Below are 16474 nucleotides of genomic sequence, written 5' to 3'. Positions count from 1 at the left end.
TTAAGTAAGGCCAAACTGTTTTACCTTAATGTCAAACTAAACTCTTAGAGTTTTGGACAATCCTGAATTAACAACGGAGTATTCCCATGCCACGTCGTCGCGTCATTGGTCAGCGTAAAATTCTTCCGGATCCTAAGTTCGGATCAGAACTGCTGGCAAAATTTGTAAATATCCTGATGGTAGATGGTAAAAAATCTACTGCAGAAGCTATCGTATACAGCGCGCTGGAGACCCTGGCTCAGCGTTCTGGTAAAAATGAACTGGAAGCTTTCGAAGTCGCTCTCGACAACGTTCGCCCGACTGTAGAAGTTAAGTCCCGCCGCGTTGGTGGTTCTACTTATCAGGTTCCAGTTGAAGTCCGTCCGGTTCGTCGTAATGCCCTGGCAATGCGTTGGATCGTTGAAGCTGCTCGTAAACGTGGTGATAAATCCATGGCTCTGCGTCTGGCGAACGAACTTTCTGATGCTGCAGACAACAAAGGTACTGCAGTTAAGAAACGTGAAGACGTACACCGCATGGCAGAAGCCAACAAGGCGTTCGCTCACTACCGTTGGTAATCCCTTCGGAGTCATAGTCACCAGACGGGCGCTTCAGGTAAGTCGCCCGTTTTGGATAACTTAACTGAACGCCTAAAGAAACAAACGAGGAATCAAATGGCTCGTAAAACACCCATTGAGCGCTACCGTAACATTGGTATCAGCGCTCATATCGATGCCGGTAAGACAACAACTACCGAACGTGTTCTGTTCTACACTGGTGTAAACCACAAAATCGGTGAAGTTCATGATGGCGCAGCCACCATGGACTGGATGGAGCAGGAGCAGGAACGTGGTATTACCATCACGTCCGCTGCGACTACCTGTTTCTGGTCAGGAATGGCTAAACAGTTCGAACCACACCACATCAACATCATCGACACCCCAGGGCACGTTGACTTCACTATCGAAGTAGAACGTTCCATGCGTGTTCTTGATGGTGCGGTAATGGTTTACTGTGCTGTTGGTGGTGTTCAGCCACAGTCTGAAACCGTATGGCGTCAGGCAAACAAATATAAAGTTCCACGTATCGCGTTCGTTAACAAAATGGACCGTATGGGTGCTAACTTCCTGAAAGTTGTTGATCAGATTGAAAAGCGTCTGGGCGCGAATCCGGTCCCTCTGCAGCTGGCTATCGGCGCAGAAGAGAAATTCACCGGTGTTGTTGACCTGGTGAAAATGAAAGCTATCAACTGGAACGAAGCCGATCAGGGCGTGACCTTCGAATACGAAGAGATCCCAGCTGATATGCAGGAACTGGCTGAAGAATGGCGCCAGAAACTGGTTGAAGCCGCTGCTGAAGGTTCTGACGAACTGATGGAGAAATTCTTTGGTGGCGAAGAGCTGACTGAAGAAGAGATCAAAACTTCTCTGCGTAAGCGCGTACTTAACAACGAAATTATCCTGGTTACCTGTGGTTCTGCATTCAAGAACAAAGGTGTTCAGGCGATGCTGGATGCGGTTGTTGAATACCTGCCAGCGCCGACTGATGTTACTGCGATTAACGGTATCCTGGACGACGGTAAAGACACTCCGGCAGTTCGTCACTCTGATGACAACGAGCCGTTTGCTGCGCTGGCGTTCAAAATTGCTACCGACCCGTTTGTTGGTAACCTGACCTTCTTCCGCGTTTACTCTGGCGTTGTTAACTCTGGCGACACCGTGTTCAACCCGGTGAAATCAGCACGTGAACGTCTGGGCCGTATCGTACAGATGCACGCCAACAAACGTGAAGAGATCAAAGAAGTTCGTGCGGGCGACATTGCTGCAGCGATTGGTCTGAAAGAAGTGACTACCGGTGACACCCTGTGTGACCAGGATAATGTGATTATCCTGGAGCGTATGGAGTTCCCGGAGCCGGTAATCTCGATCGCCGTTGAACCGAAAACCAAAGCTGACCAGGAAAAAATGGGTCTGGCTCTGGGCCGTCTGGCTAAAGAAGACCCGTCATTCCGCGTATGGACTGACGAAGAAACTAACCAGACTATTATCGCCGGTATGGGTGAGCTGCACCTCGACATCATCGTTGACCGTATGAAACGTGAATTCAACGTTGAAGCGAACGTCGGTAAACCTCAGGTTGCTTACCGCGAAGCGATTCGCTCTAAAGTTACCGATATCGAAGGTAAACATGCTAAGCAGTCTGGTGGTCGCGGTCAGTATGGTCACGTTGTGATCGACATGTACCCACTGGAGCCGGGCTCAAATCCGAAAGGATACGAGTTCATCAACGACATCAAAGGTGGTGTAATTCCTGGCGAATACATCCCTGCCGTTGATAAAGGTATTCAGGAACAGCTGAAAGCTGGTCCGCTGGCAGGTTACCCGGTAGTTGATCTCGGCGTGCGTCTGCACTTCGGTTCTTACCATGACGTTGACTCCTCCGAGCTGGCGTTTAAACTGGCCGCTTCTATTGCCTTCAAAGATGGCTTTAAGAAAGCGAAACCAGTTCTGCTTGAGCCGATCATGAAGGTTGAAGTAGAGACTCCGGAAGAGAACACTGGTGACGTCATCGGTGACCTTAGCCGTCGTCGTGGTATGCTGCGTGGTCAAGAATCCAACGTTACTGGCGTTGTGATTCACGCTGAAGTTCCGCTGTCTGAAATGTTCGGATATGCAACTCAGCTGCGTTCTCTGACCAAAGGTCGTGCTTCTTACTCCATGGAGTTCCTGAAGTATGATGACGCACCGAACAACGTTGCTCAGGCCGTAATCGAAGCCCGTGGTAAATAAGCCGTAGGGTTAAACCAAAATCCCGTGCTCTCTCCTGAAGGGGAGAGCGCTATAGTAAGGAATATAGCCGTGTCTAAAGAAAAATTTGAACGTACAAAACCGCACGTCAACGTCGGTACTATCGGCCACGTTGACCATGGTAAAACTACTCTGACCGCTGCAATCACTACCGTTCTGGCTAAAACCTACGGTGGTTCTGCTCGTGCATTCGACCAGATCGATAACGCACCGGAAGAAAAAGCTCGTGGTATCACCATCAACACTTCCCACGTTGAATATGACACCCCGACTCGCCACTACGCACACGTAGACTGCCCGGGCCACGCCGACTATGTTAAAAACATGATCACCGGTGCTGCTCAGATGGATGGCGCGATCCTGGTTGTTGCTGCGACTGACGGCCCGATGCCGCAGACTCGTGAGCACATCCTGCTGGGTCGTCAGGTAGGCGTTCCGTACATCATCGTGTTCCTGAACAAATGCGACATGGTTGATGACGAAGAGCTGCTGGAACTGGTAGAGATGGAAGTTCGTGAACTGCTGTCTCAGTACGATTTCCCGGGCGATGACACTCCGATCATCCGTGGTTCTGCTCTGAAAGCGCTGGAAGGCGAAGCAGAGTGGGAAGCTAAGATCGTTGAACTGGCTGGCTACCTGGATTCTTACATCCCGGAACCAGAACGTGCTATCGACAAGCCGTTCCTGCTGCCTATCGAAGACGTATTCTCCATCTCCGGCCGTGGTACTGTTGTTACCGGTCGTGTAGAGCGCGGTATCGTTAAAGTTGGCGAAGAAGTTGAAATCGTTGGTATCAAAGAGACTGCTAAGTCTACCTGTACCGGCGTTGAAATGTTCCGCAAACTGCTGGACGAAGGCCGTGCTGGTGAGAACGTTGGCGTTCTGCTGCGTGGTATCAAACGTGAAGAAATCGAACGTGGTCAGGTACTGGCTAAGCCGGGTTCTATCAAGCCGCACACCAAATTCGAATCTGAAGTTTACATCCTGTCCAAAGATGAAGGCGGCCGTCATACTCCGTTCTTCAAAGGCTACCGTCCGCAGTTCTACTTCCGTACAACTGACGTGACTGGCACCATCGAACTGCCGGAAGGCGTAGAGATGGTAATGCCGGGCGACAACATCAAAATGGTTGTTACCCTGATCCACCCGATCGCGATGGACGACGGTCTGCGTTTCGCAATCCGTGAAGGCGGCCGTACTGTAGGTGCGGGCGTTGTTGCTAAAGTTCTGAGCTAATCCTTTAGTTCTGAATTAAAAAGGGCGCTTCGGCGCCCTTTTTGCTGTCCGCCATTTAGACCCGCTAAGCACGAGAAAGACTAATATAAAAAAGTGCCTTATCGGATCTATTATATAGAGAGACTATTGTAATCATAACTATTCTCATTTACACTTTGTGCATAAATTGAACGGGAGTGAATATGTACGTTTGTCTGTGTAATGGTGTAAACGATAAAAAAATTCGTCAGGCCGTGCGTCAATTTCACCCTCAATCTTTTCAGCAGTTGCGTAAGTTTATTCCCGTTGGAAATCAATGCGGTAAATGCGTCCGCGCCGCACGTGAGATCATGGAAGATGAATTAACACGCATGCCGGAATATAAAGAGATCGCCTGAGACCTCCGGCTTTTCTTTGACATCTATATAGTGCGAACTACGCTTCAATGAGTGGAAGCGGAGGGACTATATAATGAAAGGTGATGTCAAAGTCATAAGTTATCTCAATAAATTATTGGGAAATGAGCTTGTCGCAATAAATCAGTACTTTCTCCATGCCAGGATGTTCAAGAACTGGGGCCTGATGCGCCTCAACGATGTCGAATACCATGAATCGATTGATGAAATGAAGCACGCCGATAAATATATCGAGCGTATTTTGTTTCTTGAAGGACTGCCCAATCTACAGGATCTCGGTAAGCTGGGTATCGGTGAAGACGTTGAGGAGATGCTGCAGTCCGATTTAAGGCTGGAGCTGGAAGGCGCCAAAGATTTACGCGAGGCTATCGCCTATGCCGACAGCGTCCACGACTATGTCAGTCGCGATATGCTGATTGAAATCCTTGCCGATGAGGAAGGCCATATTGACTGGCTGGAAACCGAGCTGGACCTGATCGGCAAAATTGGCCTGCAGAATTATCTCCAGTCACAGATTAAAGTTGCTGACTAAAAGCGTTTGCCATCCACAGTAGAAACCCGCTGCAGCCAAAAAAGGGCCAAACGGCAGCGGGTTGTTCATAACCTCCCGGCGATTCAAGATAACGACGCGCAGTAGCAGCGTGGCGCAGGCGATGAGCGTCGCCATGAATACCAGCTGCGGCAGCGACTGCCAGCCGTGCCAGGCGCCGAGAGCGGCAAGAAATTTCACGTCGCCATAGCCTAACCCCTCATACCCGCGAACCCCTCTGTAAACCCAGTAGACTAAAGCAAAGACCAGATACCCCGCGATGGCACCCCAGACGGCATTTTCCAGGCCCGACGGCATCAGACAAAGATAAAACAGCAGTCCAAGCCAGAGCAGGGGACAGGTCAAACGGTCGGGAAGCAGCCCATACCGCAGGTCGTGCCAGCAGAGCGCCAGAGAAAACCCGCAGTAGAAAAGCAGGAAGGGGAGTGTCATGTACATGCGATATCCCGACGGATGAGTTGTTTACGTCGATTCTGACCAGGCAAGGTATTAACGGCAAAGCGCGATGGCTGGCTTTACGCGCGGCAATCCACGCAGTTTGCTATTTTTCAGCCGACAACAGAGCTTTCTCCAGCAGCCTCGCAAATATAAATGATGATTTTCTACGCAGCCCTTGTGTTGGGGCCGATTTTGCGTATAATGCGCGGGCCTGTCAAAATTGGCAGGCCGGTTCGATATGAACCCTGATAGAGCTTTTAGCTATCAAACAATGTTCCCAATCGGGGAACTATGTAAGAACGGTTACACTCTCCCATCAATCGTAATGGGTATGAGGAGTAATCATTTCGTCTATAAATAATTGGAGCTCTGGTCTCATGCAGAACCAAAGAATCCGTATCCGTCTTAAAGCGTTTGATCATCGTCTGATCGATCAATCAACCGCGGAAATCGTCGAGACTGCTAAGCGCACTGGTGCGCAGGTCCGTGGTCCGATCCCGCTGCCGACCCGCAAAGAGCGCTTTACCGTTCTGATCTCTCCGCACGTCAACAAAGATGCGCGCGATCAGTACGAGATTCGCACTCACAAGCGTCTGGTTGACATCGTTGAGCCAACTGAGAAAACCGTTGATGCTCTGATGCGTCTGGATCTGGCTGCCGGTGTAGACGTGCAGATCAGCCTGGGTTAATCAGGTCATCGAGCGATTGAGAGGTTGAAACAATGATTGGTTTAGTCGGTAAAAAAGTGGGTATGACCCGCATCTTCACTGAAGATGGCGTTTCTATCCCAGTAACCGTAATCGAAGTTGAAGCAAACCGTGTTGCACAGGTTAAAGACCTGGCTAACGACGGTTACCGCGCAATTCAGGTTACCACCGGTGCTAAAAAAGCTAACCGTGTAACCAAGCCGGAAGCTGGTCACTTCGCTAAAGCTGGCGTTGAAGCTGGCCGCGGCCTGTGGGAATTCCGTCTTGCTGACGGCGAAGAATTCACCGTAGGTCAGAGCATTAGCGTTGAACTGTTTGCTGACGTTAAAAAAGTTGACGTAACCGGTACCTCTAAAGGTAAAGGTTTTGCTGGTACCGTTAAGCGCTGGAACTTCCGTACCCAGGATGCTACGCACGGTAACTCCTTGTCTCACCGCGTTCCGGGTTCTATCGGTCAGAACCAGACTCCGGGCAAAGTGTTCAAAGGCAAGAAAATGGCAGGTCAGCTGGGCAACGAACGTGTCACTGTTCAGAGCCTGGACGTAGTACGTGTTGACGCTGAGCGCAACCTGCTGCTGGTTAAAGGCGCGGTCCCGGGTGCTACCGGTAGCGACCTGATCGTTAAACCAGCTGTGAAGGCGTAAGGGGATAGCAATGGAATTAGTATTGAAAGACGCGCAGAGCGCGCTGACTGTTTCCGAAACTACCTTCGGTCGTGATTTCAACGAAGCGCTGGTTCACCAGGTTGTAGTTGCTTATGCAGCTGGTGCTCGTCAGGGTACTCGTGCTCAGAAGACTCGTGCTGAAGTAACTGGTTCAGGCAAAAAGCCGTGGCGCCAGAAAGGTACCGGCCGTGCGCGTTCAGGTTCTATTAAGAGCCCGATCTGGCGTTCCGGTGGCGTAACCTTCGCTGCTCGCCCGCAGGACCACAGTCAAAAAGTTAACAAAAAGATGTACCGCGGCGCGCTGAAAAGCATTCTGTCCGAACTGGTACGTCAGGATCGTCTGATCGTTGTCGAGACGTTCTCTGTAGAAGCGCCTAAAACTAAGCTGCTGGCACAGAAACTGAAAGACATGGCTCTGGAAGATGTGCTGATCATCACCGGTGAGCTGGACGAGAACCTGTTCCTGGCTGCGCGCAACCTGCACAAGGTTGACGTACGCGATGCAACTGGTATCGACCCGGTTAGCCTGATCGCCTTCGACAAAGTCGTAATGACTGCTGATGCTGTTAAGCAAGTTGAGGAGATGCTGGCATGATTCGTGAAGAACGTCTGCTGAAGGTGCTGCGTGCACCGCACGTTTCTGAAAAAGCGTCTGCTGCGATGGAAAAAACAAACACCATCGTTCTCAAAGTTGCTAAAGACGCGACTAAAGCAGAAATCAAAGCTGCTGTGCAGAAACTGTTTGAAGTCGAAGTCGAAGTCGTTAACACCCTGGTAGTTAAAGGGAAAGTTAAACGTCACGGACAGCGTATCGGTCGTCGTAGCGACTGGAAAAAAGCTTACGTCACCCTGAAGGAAGGCCAGAATCTGGACTTCGTTGGCGGCGCTGAGTAAGTCGGAGGAGTAATACAATGGCAGTTGTTAAATGTAAACCGACATCTCCGGGTCGTCGCCACGTTGTTAAAGTGGTTAACCCTGAGCTGCACAAGGGCAAACCTTTTGCTCCGTTGCTGGAAAAAAACAGCAAATCCGGTGGTCGTAACAACAATGGCCGTATCACCACCCGTCATATCGGTGGTGGCCACAAGCAGGCTTACCGTATTGTTGACTTCAAACGCAACAAAGATGGTATCCCGGCAGTTGTTGAGCGTCTTGAGTACGATCCGAACCGTTCCGCGAACATCGCGCTGGTTCTGTACAAAGATGGCGAGCGCCGTTACATCCTGGCCCCTAAAGGCCTGAAAGCTGGCGACCAGATTCAGTCTGGCGTTGATGCTGCAATCAAAGCAGGCAACACCCTGCCGATGCGCAATATCCCGGTTGGTTCTACCGTTCATAACGTAGAAATGAAACCAGGTAAAGGCGGTCAGCTGGCACGTTCCGCTGGTACTTACGTTCAGATCGTTGCTCGTGACGGTGCTTATGTCACCCTGCGTCTGCGTTCTGGTGAAATGCGTAAAGTCGAAGCAGACTGCCGCGCTACTCTGGGCGAAGTTGGCAATGCTGAGCATATGCTGCGCGTTCTGGGTAAAGCAGGTGCTGCACGCTGGCGTGGTATTCGTCCTACCGTTCGCGGTACTGCGATGAACCCAGTCGACCACCCACATGGTGGTGGTGAAGGTCGTAACTTTGGTAAGCACCCGGTTTCCCCGTGGGGCCTGCAGACCAAAGGTAAGAAGACCCGCAGCAACAAGCGTACTGATAAATTCATCGTACGTCGCCGTAGCAAATAATTTTAGAGGATAAGCCATGCCACGTTCTCTCAAGAAAGGTCCTTTTATTGACCTGCACTTGCTGAAGAAGGTAGAGAAAGCGGTGGAAAGCGGAGACAAGAAGCCCCTGCGCACTTGGTCCCGTCGTTCAACGATCTTTCCTAACATGATCGGTTTGACCATCGCTGTCCATAATGGTCGTCAGCACGTTCCAGTATTTGTTTCCGACGAAATGGTTGGTCACAAACTGGGTGAATTCGCACCGACTCGTACTTATCGCGGCCATGCTGCTGATAAAAAAGCGAAGAAGAAATAAGGTAGGAGGAAGAGATGGAAACTTTAGCTCAACATCGCCATGCTCGTTCTTCTGCTCAGAAGGTTCGCCTTGTAGCTGACCTGATTCGCGGTAAGAAAGTGTCGCAGGCCCTGGATATTCTGACCTACACCAACAAGAAAGCTGCTGTACTGGTCAAGAAGGTACTGGAATCTGCCATTGCTAACGCTGAACACAACGATGGCGCTGACATTGACGATCTGAAAGTTACGAAAATTTTCGTAGACGAAGGCCCGAGCATGAAGCGCATTATGCCGCGTGCGAAAGGTCGTGCAGATCGCATCCTGAAGCGCACCAGCCACATCACTGTGGTTGTGTCCGATCGCTGAGACTCTGGAGACTAGCAATGGGTCAGAAAGTACATCCTAATGGTATTCGCCTGGGTATTGTCAAACCATGGAACTCTACCTGGTTCGCGAACACCAAAGAATTCGCTGACAACCTGGACAGCGATTTTAAAGTACGTCAGTTCCTGACTAAGGAACTGGCTAAAGCGTCCGTATCTCGTATCGTTATCGAGCGTCCGGCTAAGAGCATTCGTGTGACTATTCACACCGCTCGCCCGGGCATCGTTATCGGTAAGAAAGGCGAAGACGTAGAAAAACTGCGCAAGGTCGTAGCGGATATCGCTGGCGTTCCTGCACAGATCAACATCGCCGAAGTTCGTAAGCCAGAACTGGACGCTAAATTGGTTGCTGATAGCATCACTTCACAGCTGGAACGTCGCGTTATGTTCCGTCGTGCTATGAAGCGTGCTGTACAGAACGCAATGCGTCTGGGCGCTAAAGGTATCAAAGTTGAAGTTAGCGGCCGTCTGGGCGGCGCGGAAATCGCTCGTACCGAATGGTACCGTGAAGGTCGCGTACCGCTGCACACTCTGCGTGCTGACATCGACTACAACACCTCTGAAGCGCACACCACTTACGGTGTAATCGGCGTTAAGGTATGGATCTTCAAAGGCGAGATCCTGGGTGGTATGGCTGCTGTTGAACAACCGGAACCGGCTGCTCAACCTAAAAAGCAGCAGCGTAAAGGCCGTAAATAAGGAGCGTCGCTGATGTTACAACCAAAGCGTACAAAATTCCGTAAAGTGCACAAAGGCCGCAACCGTGGTCTGGCGCAGGGTACGGATGTTAGCTTCGGCACTTTCGGTCTGAAAGCTGTTGGCCGTGGTCGTCTGACTGCACGTCAGATCGAAGCAGCACGTCGTGCTATGACCCGTGCAGTTAAGCGTCAAGGTAAAATCTGGATCCGTGTTTTCCCGGACAAACCGATTACCGAGAAGCCGCTGGAAGTTCGTATGGGTAAAGGTAAAGGTAACGTGGAGTACTGGGTTGCCTTGATTCAGCCGGGTAAAGTCCTGTATGAAATGGACGGTGTTCCGGAAGAGCTGGCCCGTGAAGCCTTCGGCCTGGCAGCAGCGAAACTGCCTATCAAAACCACCTTTGTAACTAAGACGGTGATGTAATGAAAGCAAAAGAGCTGCGTGAAAAAAGCGTTGAAGAGCTGAACGCTGAGCTGCTGAACCTGCTGCGTGAGCAGTTCAACCTGCGTATGCAGGCTGCAAGTGGCCAGCTGCAACAGACTCATCTGCTGAAGCAAGTGCGTCGTGATGTTGCACGCGTTAAGACTTTACTGACTCAGAAGGCGGGTGCGTAATGACCGATAAAATCCGTACTCTGCAAGGTCGTGTAATTAGCAACAAAATGGAGAAATCCATCGTTGTTGCTATCGAACGTGTGGTGAAACACCCGGTATACGGTAAGTTCATCAAGCGTACGACCAAACTGCACGTACATGACGAGAACAACGAATGCGGTATCGGTGACGTGGTCGAAATCCACGAATGCCGTCCGCTGTCCAAGACAAAGTCCTGGACGCTGGTTCGCGTCGTAGAGAAAGCGGTTCTGTAATAGGGCCGTATTCTCAACGGATAAACGGCTCAGCGATGAGCCGTTTATTTTTTCTACCCATATCCGATTTCCGGTGTTATAATGCCGCGCCCTCGATATGGGGATATTTAACGGCTCGATTTTGGGTCTCAGTAGTAGTTGACATTAGCGGAGCACTAAAATGATCCAAGAACAGACTATGCTGAACGTCGCCGACAACTCCGGTGCACGTCGCGTAATGTGTATCAAGGTTCTGGGTGGCTCGCACCGTCGCTACGCAGGCGTAGGCGACATCATTAAGATCACCATCAAGGAAGCAATTCCGCGTGGTAAGGTCAAAAAAGGTGATGTGCTGAAGGCGGTAGTGGTGCGCACCAAGAAGGGTGTTCGTCGCCCGGACGGTTCTGTCATTCGCTTCGATGGTAATGCATGCGTTATTCTCAACAATAACAGCGAGCAGCCCATCGGTACGCGTATTTTTGGGCCGGTAACTCGTGAGCTTCGTACCGAGAAGTTCATGAAAATTATCTCTCTGGCACCAGAAGTACTCTAAGGAGCGAATCATGGCAGCGAAAATCCGTCGTGATGACGAAGTTATCGTGTTAACCGGTAAAGATAAAGGTAAACGCGGTAAAGTTAAGAATGTCTTGTCTTCCGGCAAGCTCATTGTTGAAGGTATCAACCTGGTTAAGAAACATCAGAAGCCGGTTCCGGCCCTGAACCAACCAGGTGGCATCGTTGAAAAAGAAGCTGCAATTCAGGTTTCTAACGTTGCACTCTTCAATGCGGCAACCGGCAAGGCTGACCGTGTAGGCTTTAGATTCGAAGACGGCAAAAAAGTCCGTTTCTTCAAGTCTAACAGCGAAACTATCAAGTAATTTGGAGTAGTACGATGGCGAAACTGCATGATTACTACAAAGACGAAGTAGTTGGTAAACTCATGACTGAGTTTAACTACAATTCTGTCATGCAAGTCCCTCGGGTCGAGAAGATCACCCTGAACATGGGTGTTGGTGAAGCGATCGCTGACAAGAAACTGCTGGATAACGCAGCAGCGGATCTGACAGCAATCTCCGGTCAAAAGCCGTTGATCACCAAAGCACGCAAATCAGTTGCAGGCTTCAAAATCCGTCAGGGCTATCCGATCGGCTGTAAAGTAACCCTGCGTGGCGAACGCATGTGGGAGTTCTTTGAGCGCCTGATCACTATTGCTGTACCGCGTATCCGTGACTTCCGTGGCCTGTCCGCTAAGTCATTCGATGGTCGTGGTAACTACAGCATGGGTGTCCGTGAGCAGATCATCTTCCCAGAAATCGACTACGATAAAGTCGACCGCGTTCGTGGTTTGGATATTACCATTACCACTACTGCGAAATCTGATGAAGAAGGCCGCGCTCTTCTGGCTGCCTTTGACTTCCCGTTCCGCAAGTAAGGTAGGGTTACTTAATGGCTAAGCAATCAATGAAAGCACGCGAAGTAAAGCGCGTGGCTTTAGCTGATAAATTCTTCGCTAAACGCGCTGAACTGAAAGCTATCATCTCTGATGTGAACGCAACCGACGAAGATCGTTGGAATGCTGTTCTCAAGCTGCAGACTCTGCCGCGTGATTCCAGCCCGTCTCGTCAGCGTAACCGCTGCCGTCAAACAGGTCGTCCGCATGGTTTCCTGCGGAAGTTCGGGTTGAGCCGTATTAAGGTCCGTGAAGCCGCTATGCGCGGTGAAATCCCGGGTCTGAAAAAGGCTAGCTGGTAATTGTCACCAATTGAATCACGGGAGTAAAGACAGATGAGCATGCAAGATCCGATCGCGGATATGCTGACCCGTATCCGTAACGGTCAGGCCGCGAATAAAGCTGCGGTCACCATGCCTTCCTCCAAGCTGAAAGTGGCAATTGCCAACGTGCTGAAGGAAGAAGGCTTTATTGAAGATTTTAAAGTTGAAGGCGACATCAAGCCGGAACTGGAACTGACTCTTAAGTATTTCCAGGGTAAAGCTGTTGTAGAAAGCATTCAGCGTGTCAGCCGCCCAGGTCTGCGCATCTACAAACGTAAAGATGAGCTGCCTAAAGTTATGGCGGGTCTGGGTATCGCAGTTATTTCTACCTCTAAAGGTGTTATGACTGATCGTGCAGCGCGCCAAGCTGGTCTTGGTGGCGAAATTATCTGCTACGTAGCCTAATCGGAGGAAAAAATGTCTCGTGTTGCTAAAGCACCGGTCGTTGTTCCTGCCGGCGTTGATGTAAAAATCAACGGTCAGGTTATTACGATCAAAGGTAAGAATGGCGAGCTGACTCGTACTCTCAACGATGCTGTTGAAGTTAAACATGCAGATAATGCACTGACTTTCGGTCCGCGTGATGGTTTCGCAGACGGTTGGGCTCAGGCTGGTACCGCGCGTGCCCTGCTTAACTCAGTAGTTATCGGTGTTACCGAAGGCTTCACTAAAAAGCTTCAGCTGGTTGGTGTAGGTTATCGTGCAGCGGTTAAAGGGGATGTAGTAAACCTGGCTTTAGGTTTCTCTCATCCTGTTGAACACAAGCTGCCGGCCGGTATCACTGCAGAATGTCCGACTCAAACTGAAATCGTGCTGAAAGGCGCTGATAAGCAGGTGATCGGTCAGGTTGCAGCAGATCTGCGCGCCTACCGTCGTCCTGAGCCTTATAAAGGCAAGGGTGTTCGTTACGCCGACGAAGTCGTGCGTACCAAAGAGGCTAAGAAGAAGTAAGGTAACACTATGGATAAGAAATCTGCTCGTATCCGTCGTGCGACCCGCGCACGCCGCAAGCTCCAGGAGCTGGGTGCAACTCGCCTGGTGGTACATCGTACCCCGCGTCATATTTACGCACAGGTAATTGCACCGAACGGTTCTGAAGTTCTGGTAGCTGCTTCTACTGTAGAAAAAGCTATCGCTGAACAACTGAAGTACACCGGTAACAAAGACGCGGCTGCAGCTGTGGGTAAAGCTGTCGCTGAACGCGCTCTGGAAAAAGGCATCAAAGATGTTTCCTTTGACCGTTCCGGGTTCCAATATCATGGTCGTGTCCAGGCACTGGCAGATGCTGCCCGTGAAGCTGGCCTTCAGTTCTAAGGTAGAGGTGTAAGATGGCTCACATCGAAAAACAAGCTGGCGAACTGCAGGAAAAGCTGATCGCGGTTAACCGCGTATCTAAAACCGTTAAAGGTGGTCGTATTTTCTCCTTCACAGCTCTGACTGTAGTTGGTGACGGTAACGGTCGCGTAGGTTTTGGTTACGGTAAAGCGCGTGAAGTTCCAGCAGCGATCCAGAAAGCGATGGAAAAAGCCCGTCGCAATATGATTAACGTCGCGCTGAACCACGGCACCCTGCAGCACCCGGTTAAAGGTGTTCACACGGGTTCTCGTGTATTCATGCAGCCAGCTTCCGAAGGTACCGGTATCATCGCCGGTGGTGCAATGCGCGCCGTTCTGGAAGTTGCTGGAGTTCATAACGTTCTGGCCAAAGCATATGGTTCCACCAACCCGATTAACGTGGTTCGTGCAACTATTGATGGTCTGGAAAATATGAATTCTCCAGAAATGGTCGCTGCCAAGCGTGGTAAATCCGTTGAAGAAATTCTGGGGAAATAAACCATGGCAAAGACTATTAAAATTACTCAAACCCGCAGTGCAATCGGTCGTCTGCCGAAACACAAGGCAACGCTGCTTGGCCTGGGTCTGCGTCGTATTGGTCACACCGTAGAACGCGAGGATACTCCTGCTGTTCGTGGTATGGTCAACGCGGTTTCCTTTATGGTTAAAGTTGAGGAGTAAGAGATGCGTTTAAATACTCTGTCTCCGGCCGAAGGCTCTAAAAAGGCGGGTAAGCGCCTGGGTCGTGGTATCGGTTCTGGCCTCGGTAAGACCGGTGGTCGTGGTCACAAAGGTCAGAACTCTCGTTCTGGCGGTGGCGTACGTCGCGGTTTCGAGGGCGGTCAGATGCCTCTGTACCGTCGTCTGCCGAAATTCGGCTTCACTTCTCGTAAAGCAATGATCACTGCAGAGATTCGTCTCTCCGATCTGGCTCACGTAGAAGGCGATGTAGTCGACCTGAACACGCTGAAAGCAGCTAACATTATCGGTATTCAGATTGAGTTCGCGAAAGTGATTCTTTCTGGCGAGGTAGCTCGTCCGGTAACTGTTCGAGGCCTGCGCGTGACTAAAGGTGCTCGTGCTGCTATCGAAGCTGCTGGCGGTAAAATTGAGGAATAAGTAGCAGATGGCTAAGCAACCGGGATTAGATTTTCAAAGTGCCAAAGGTGGACTTGGCGAACTGAAACGCAGACTTTTGTTTGTTATCGGTGCGCTGATTGTATTCCGTATTGGTTCTTTTATTCCGATCCCTGGTATCGATGCCGCTGTACTTGCCAAACTGCTTGAGCAACAGCGAGGCACTATCATTGAAATGTTTAACATGTTCTCTGGTGGTGCCCTCAGCCGTGCTTCTATCTTTGCCCTGGGCATCATGCCGTATATTTCGGCATCGATCATTGTCCAACTGTTGACGGTTGTTTATCAGCCGTTAGCAGAGATGAAGAAAGAAGGGGAGTCTGGTCGTCGTAAGATCAGCCAGTACACCCGCTACGGTACTCTGGTGCTGGCGATATTCCAGTCGATCGGTATTGCTACCGGTCTACCGAATATGCCTGGTATGCAGGGCCTGGTGATGAATCCGGGCTTTGCATTCTATTTCACCGCTGTTGTAAGTCTGGTCACAGGAACTATGTTCCTGATGTGGCTCGGCGAACAGATTACTGAACGTGGTATCGGTAACGGTATCTCGATCATTATCTTCGCTGGTATCGTTGCGGGTCTCCCGCCGGCCATCGCCCATACTATCGAGCAAGCGCGTCAAGGCGACCTGCACTTCCTCCTGTTGCTATTGGTTGCAGTATTAGTGTTTGCCGTGACCTTCTTTGTTGTATTCGTTGAACGTGGTCAACGCCGCATTGTGGTGAACTACGCGAAGCGTCAACAGGGTCGTCGCGTCTATGCTGCACAGAGCACACATTTGCCGCTGAAAGTGAATATGGCGGGTGTAATCCCTGCAATCTTCGCTTCCAGTATTATTCTGTTCCCTGCGACCATCGCGTCATGGTTCGGGGGCGGTACCGGTTGGAACTGGCTGACAACAATTTCGCTGTATTTGCAGCCTGGGCAACCGCTTTATGTGTTACTCTATGCGTCTGCAATCATATTCTTCTGTTTCTTCTACACGGCTTTGGTTTTCAACCCGCGTGAAACAGCAGATAACCTGAAGAAGTCCGGTGCATTTGTACCAGGAATTCGTCCGGGAGAGCAAACGGCGAAGTATATCGATAAAGTAATGACTCGCCTGACTTTGGTCGGTGCACTGTATATTACCTTTATCTGCCTGATCCCGGAGTTCATGCGTGATGCAATGAAGGTGCCGTTCTACTTCGGTGGAACCTCGCTGCTAATTGTTGTCGTCGTGATTATGGACTTTATGGCTCAAGTGCAAACTCTGATGATGTCGAGTCAGTACGAGTCTGCATTGAAGAAGGCGAACCTGAAAGGCTACGGCCGATAACTGGTCGCCTGAGAAGTTACGGAGAGTAAAAATGAAAGTTCGTGCTTCCGTCAAGAAATTATGCCGTAACTGCAAAATCGTTAAGCGTGATGGTGTCATCCGTGTGATTTGCAGTGCCGAGCCAAAGCATAAACAGCGCCAAGGCTGATTTATTCGCATATTTTTCTTGCAAAGTTGGATTGAGCTGGCTAGAT

General features: G+C 50.4%; 29 protein-coding genes. 28 read left to right on the top strand and 1 reads right to left on the bottom strand.

What is annotated here, in order from left to right:
• The first annotated feature begins 86 nt into the window (after positions 1–86).
• The 5 genes from rpsG to bfr all read left to right on the top strand — a co-directional run bounded on the left by rpsG (position 87) and on the right by bfr (position 4949).
• On the top strand, positions 87–557 hold the full coding sequence (gene rpsG, locus EDF75_RS15110) for a 30S ribosomal protein S7 (RefSeq protein WP_004106370.1): 471 nt from the start codon (positions 87–89) through the stop codon (positions 555–557).
• Positions 558–653: 96 nt separating this feature from the next.
• On the top strand, positions 654–2768 hold the full coding sequence (gene fusA, locus EDF75_RS15105; RefSeq protein WP_041142973.1) for an elongation factor G: 2115 nt from the start codon (positions 654–656) through the stop codon (positions 2766–2768).
• 69 nt (positions 2769–2837) lie between these two features.
• Complete coding sequence (gene tuf, locus EDF75_RS15100; protein WP_045854065.1) at positions 2838–4022, top strand: elongation factor Tu; 1185 nt, start codon at positions 2838–2840, stop codon at positions 4020–4022.
• Positions 4023–4204: 182 nt separating this feature from the next.
• Positions 4205–4399 (top strand): bacterioferritin-associated ferredoxin, encoded by a 195-nt coding sequence (bfd, locus tag EDF75_RS15095; RefSeq protein WP_071844856.1) that lies wholly within the window; start codon positions 4205–4207, stop codon positions 4397–4399.
• A 73-nt stretch (positions 4400–4472) separates the two neighbouring features.
• The gene (gene bfr / locus EDF75_RS15090; RefSeq protein ID WP_041142971.1) at positions 4473–4949 is read left to right on the top strand and encodes a bacterioferritin; all 477 of its coding nucleotides are present in this window, start codon (positions 4473–4475) and stop codon (positions 4947–4949) included.
• On the opposite strand, the gene EDF75_RS15085 is transcribed toward bfr, so the two are convergent.
• Positions 4926–5405 carry a prepilin peptidase gene (locus EDF75_RS15085; protein WP_133600020.1) on the bottom strand — a complete coding sequence of 160 codons (480 nt, stop codon included), beginning with the start codon at positions 5403–5405 and terminating at the stop codon, positions 4926–4928. The genes bfr and EDF75_RS15085 overlap by 24 nt on opposite strands.
• Before the next feature lie 377 nt (positions 5406–5782).
• Between EDF75_RS15085 and rpsJ the strand changes: the two genes are divergently transcribed.
• From rpsJ to rpmJ, 23 genes are all read left to right on the top strand, one after another.
• Positions 5783–6094, top strand: a complete 312-nt coding sequence (gene rpsJ, locus EDF75_RS15080) for a 30S ribosomal protein S10 (protein WP_001181005.1) — start codon at positions 5783–5785, stop codon at positions 6092–6094.
• A 32-nt stretch (positions 6095–6126) separates the two neighbouring features.
• Positions 6127–6756, top strand: coding sequence for a 50S ribosomal protein L3 (gene rplC, locus EDF75_RS15075; RefSeq protein WP_004868374.1), 630 nt, complete (start codon positions 6127–6129; stop codon positions 6754–6756).
• Positions 6757–6766: 10 nt separating this feature from the next.
• A complete protein-coding gene (rplD, locus tag EDF75_RS15070) occupies positions 6767–7372 on the top strand; it encodes a 50S ribosomal protein L4 (RefSeq protein ID WP_015960716.1) in 606 nt (201 codons plus the stop codon).
• A complete protein-coding gene (gene rplW, locus EDF75_RS15065; RefSeq protein ID WP_004868363.1) occupies positions 7369–7671 on the top strand; it encodes a 50S ribosomal protein L23 in 303 nt (100 codons plus the stop codon). The genes rplD and rplW overlap by 4 nt, the downstream gene beginning before the upstream one ends.
• 17 nt (positions 7672–7688) lie before the next feature.
• Positions 7689–8510, top strand: coding sequence for a 50S ribosomal protein L2 (gene rplB / locus EDF75_RS15060; protein WP_041142969.1), 822 nt, complete (start codon positions 7689–7691; stop codon positions 8508–8510).
• Between the two features lie 16 nt (positions 8511–8526).
• Positions 8527–8805, top strand: coding sequence for a 30S ribosomal protein S19 (rpsS, locus tag EDF75_RS15055; protein ID WP_001138115.1), 279 nt, complete (start codon positions 8527–8529; stop codon positions 8803–8805).
• A 14-nt stretch (positions 8806–8819) separates the two neighbouring features.
• Positions 8820–9152: a 50S ribosomal protein L22 gene (gene rplV / locus EDF75_RS15050; RefSeq protein WP_000448832.1), complete on the top strand. Its 333-nt coding sequence runs from the start codon at positions 8820–8822 to the stop codon at positions 9150–9152.
• A 17-nt stretch (positions 9153–9169) separates the two neighbouring features.
• Positions 9170–9868 (top strand): 30S ribosomal protein S3, encoded by a 699-nt coding sequence (gene rpsC, locus EDF75_RS15045; protein ID WP_002919766.1) that lies wholly within the window; start codon positions 9170–9172, stop codon positions 9866–9868.
• A gap of 12 nt (positions 9869–9880) precedes the next feature.
• Entirely contained in the window at positions 9881–10291 is a 411-nt protein-coding gene (gene rplP / locus EDF75_RS15040) for a 50S ribosomal protein L16 (RefSeq protein WP_002919759.1), read from the top strand.
• A complete protein-coding gene (gene rpmC / locus EDF75_RS15035; protein ID WP_002919754.1) occupies positions 10291–10482 on the top strand; it encodes a 50S ribosomal protein L29 in 192 nt (63 codons plus the stop codon). The genes rplP and rpmC overlap by 1 nt, the downstream gene beginning before the upstream one ends.
• Entirely contained in the window at positions 10482–10736 is a 255-nt protein-coding gene (gene rpsQ / locus EDF75_RS15030; protein ID WP_041142968.1) for a 30S ribosomal protein S17, read from the top strand. The genes rpmC and rpsQ overlap by 1 nt, the downstream gene beginning before the upstream one ends.
• 160 nt (positions 10737–10896) lie before the next feature.
• A complete protein-coding gene (rplN, locus tag EDF75_RS15025) occupies positions 10897–11268 on the top strand; it encodes a 50S ribosomal protein L14 (protein WP_002919748.1) in 372 nt (123 codons plus the stop codon).
• 10 nt (positions 11269–11278) lie between these two features.
• Positions 11279–11593 carry a 50S ribosomal protein L24 gene (rplX, locus tag EDF75_RS15020; protein WP_041142967.1) on the top strand — a complete coding sequence of 105 codons (315 nt, stop codon included), beginning with the start codon at positions 11279–11281 and terminating at the stop codon, positions 11591–11593.
• 14 nt (positions 11594–11607) lie between these two features.
• Positions 11608–12147, top strand: coding sequence for a 50S ribosomal protein L5 (gene rplE, locus EDF75_RS15015; protein ID WP_041142966.1), 540 nt, complete (start codon positions 11608–11610; stop codon positions 12145–12147).
• A 14-nt stretch (positions 12148–12161) separates the two neighbouring features.
• Complete coding sequence (gene rpsN, locus EDF75_RS15010) at positions 12162–12467, top strand: 30S ribosomal protein S14 (RefSeq protein ID WP_002919667.1); 306 nt, start codon at positions 12162–12164, stop codon at positions 12465–12467.
• Positions 12468–12500: 33 nt separating this feature from the next.
• Positions 12501–12893, top strand: a complete 393-nt coding sequence (rpsH, locus tag EDF75_RS15005) for a 30S ribosomal protein S8 (protein ID WP_004106343.1) — start codon at positions 12501–12503, stop codon at positions 12891–12893.
• A gap of 12 nt (positions 12894–12905) precedes the next feature.
• Positions 12906–13439 carry a 50S ribosomal protein L6 gene (rplF, locus tag EDF75_RS15000; protein WP_041142965.1) on the top strand — a complete coding sequence of 178 codons (534 nt, stop codon included), beginning with the start codon at positions 12906–12908 and terminating at the stop codon, positions 13437–13439.
• Between the two features lie 9 nt (positions 13440–13448).
• The gene (gene rplR, locus EDF75_RS14995; protein WP_000358960.1) at positions 13449–13802 is read left to right on the top strand and encodes a 50S ribosomal protein L18; all 354 of its coding nucleotides are present in this window, start codon (positions 13449–13451) and stop codon (positions 13800–13802) included.
• A gap of 14 nt (positions 13803–13816) precedes the next feature.
• Positions 13817–14320, top strand: coding sequence for a 30S ribosomal protein S5 (rpsE, locus tag EDF75_RS14990; protein ID WP_004106339.1), 504 nt, complete (start codon positions 13817–13819; stop codon positions 14318–14320).
• 3 nt (positions 14321–14323) lie between these two features.
• Positions 14324–14503: a 50S ribosomal protein L30 gene (rpmD, locus tag EDF75_RS14985; protein WP_001140434.1), complete on the top strand. Its 180-nt coding sequence runs from the start codon at positions 14324–14326 to the stop codon at positions 14501–14503.
• A 3-nt stretch (positions 14504–14506) separates the two neighbouring features.
• A complete protein-coding gene (gene rplO / locus EDF75_RS14980) occupies positions 14507–14941 on the top strand; it encodes a 50S ribosomal protein L15 (RefSeq protein ID WP_041142964.1) in 435 nt (144 codons plus the stop codon).
• Positions 14942–14948: 7 nt separating this feature from the next.
• Positions 14949–16280 (top strand): preprotein translocase subunit SecY, encoded by a 1332-nt coding sequence (gene secY, locus EDF75_RS14975; protein WP_041142963.1) that lies wholly within the window; start codon positions 14949–14951, stop codon positions 16278–16280.
• Between the two features lie 31 nt (positions 16281–16311).
• On the top strand, positions 16312–16428 hold the full coding sequence (rpmJ, locus tag EDF75_RS14970; protein ID WP_000868187.1) for a 50S ribosomal protein L36: 117 nt from the start codon (positions 16312–16314) through the stop codon (positions 16426–16428).
• Positions 16429–16474 lie beyond the last annotated feature (46 nt).

Source organism: Klebsiella sp. BIGb0149, from assembly GCF_004362605.1.
In the GTDB taxonomy this organism is placed as follows: domain Bacteria; phylum Pseudomonadota; class Gammaproteobacteria; order Enterobacterales; family Enterobacteriaceae; genus Klebsiella; species Klebsiella terrigena.
The sequence above is the reverse complement of the archived record's forward strand: the minus strand, read 5'-3'. Positions and strand labels throughout refer to the sequence as shown.

Bases quoted from the DNA above. Each gene is read 5' to 3' on its own strand.
- rpmC (WP_002919754.1), top strand. From the start codon at position 10,291: ATGAAAGCAAAAGAGCTGCGTGAAAAAAGCGTTGAAGAGCTGAACGCT.
- bfd (WP_071844856.1), top strand. From the start codon at position 4,205: ATGTACGTTTGTCTGTGTAATGGTGTAAACGATAAAAAAATTCGTCAG.
- rplR (WP_000358960.1), top strand. From the start codon at position 13,449: ATGGATAAGAAATCTGCTCGTATCCGTCGTGCGACCCGCGCACGCCGC.
- rpsE (WP_004106339.1), top strand. From the start codon at position 13,817: ATGGCTCACATCGAAAAACAAGCTGGCGAACTGCAGGAAAAGCTGATC.
- rplV (WP_000448832.1), top strand. From the start codon at position 8,820: ATGGAAACTTTAGCTCAACATCGCCATGCTCGTTCTTCTGCTCAGAAG.
- rplD (WP_015960716.1), top strand. From the start codon at position 6,767: ATGGAATTAGTATTGAAAGACGCGCAGAGCGCGCTGACTGTTTCCGAA.
- rpsS (WP_001138115.1), top strand. From the start codon at position 8,527: ATGCCACGTTCTCTCAAGAAAGGTCCTTTTATTGACCTGCACTTGCTG.
- rpsH (WP_004106343.1), top strand. From the start codon at position 12,501: ATGAGCATGCAAGATCCGATCGCGGATATGCTGACCCGTATCCGTAAC.
- fusA (WP_041142973.1), top strand. From the start codon at position 654: ATGGCTCGTAAAACACCCATTGAGCGCTACCGTAACATTGGTATCAGC.
- rplB (WP_041142969.1), top strand. From the start codon at position 7,689: ATGGCAGTTGTTAAATGTAAACCGACATCTCCGGGTCGTCGCCACGTT.
- rpsC (WP_002919766.1), top strand. From the start codon at position 9,170: ATGGGTCAGAAAGTACATCCTAATGGTATTCGCCTGGGTATTGTCAAA.
- rplC (WP_004868374.1), top strand. From the start codon at position 6,127: ATGATTGGTTTAGTCGGTAAAAAAGTGGGTATGACCCGCATCTTCACT.
- rplO (WP_041142964.1), top strand. From the start codon at position 14,507: ATGCGTTTAAATACTCTGTCTCCGGCCGAAGGCTCTAAAAAGGCGGGT.
- rplP (WP_002919759.1), top strand. From the start codon at position 9,881: ATGTTACAACCAAAGCGTACAAAATTCCGTAAAGTGCACAAAGGCCGC.
- secY (WP_041142963.1), top strand. From the start codon at position 14,949: ATGGCTAAGCAACCGGGATTAGATTTTCAAAGTGCCAAAGGTGGACTT.
- rplF (WP_041142965.1), top strand. From the start codon at position 12,906: ATGTCTCGTGTTGCTAAAGCACCGGTCGTTGTTCCTGCCGGCGTTGAT.
- rpsG (WP_004106370.1), top strand. From the start codon at position 87: ATGCCACGTCGTCGCGTCATTGGTCAGCGTAAAATTCTTCCGGATCCT.
- rpsQ (WP_041142968.1), top strand. From the start codon at position 10,482: ATGACCGATAAAATCCGTACTCTGCAAGGTCGTGTAATTAGCAACAAA.
- rplX (WP_041142967.1), top strand. From the start codon at position 11,279: ATGGCAGCGAAAATCCGTCGTGATGACGAAGTTATCGTGTTAACCGGT.
- rpmJ (WP_000868187.1), top strand. From the start codon at position 16,312: ATGAAAGTTCGTGCTTCCGTCAAGAAATTATGCCGTAACTGCAAAATC.
- EDF75_RS15085 (WP_133600020.1), bottom strand. From the start codon at position 5,405: ATGTACATGACACTCCCCTTCCTGCTTTTCTACTGCGGGTTTTCTCTG.
- rpmD (WP_001140434.1), top strand. From the start codon at position 14,324: ATGGCAAAGACTATTAAAATTACTCAAACCCGCAGTGCAATCGGTCGT.
- rplE (WP_041142966.1), top strand. From the start codon at position 11,608: ATGGCGAAACTGCATGATTACTACAAAGACGAAGTAGTTGGTAAACTC.
- rpsN (WP_002919667.1), top strand. From the start codon at position 12,162: ATGGCTAAGCAATCAATGAAAGCACGCGAAGTAAAGCGCGTGGCTTTA.
- rpsJ (WP_001181005.1), top strand. From the start codon at position 5,783: ATGCAGAACCAAAGAATCCGTATCCGTCTTAAAGCGTTTGATCATCGT.
- rplW (WP_004868363.1), top strand. From the start codon at position 7,369: ATGATTCGTGAAGAACGTCTGCTGAAGGTGCTGCGTGCACCGCACGTT.
- bfr (WP_041142971.1), top strand. From the start codon at position 4,473: ATGAAAGGTGATGTCAAAGTCATAAGTTATCTCAATAAATTATTGGGA.
- rplN (WP_002919748.1), top strand. From the start codon at position 10,897: ATGATCCAAGAACAGACTATGCTGAACGTCGCCGACAACTCCGGTGCA.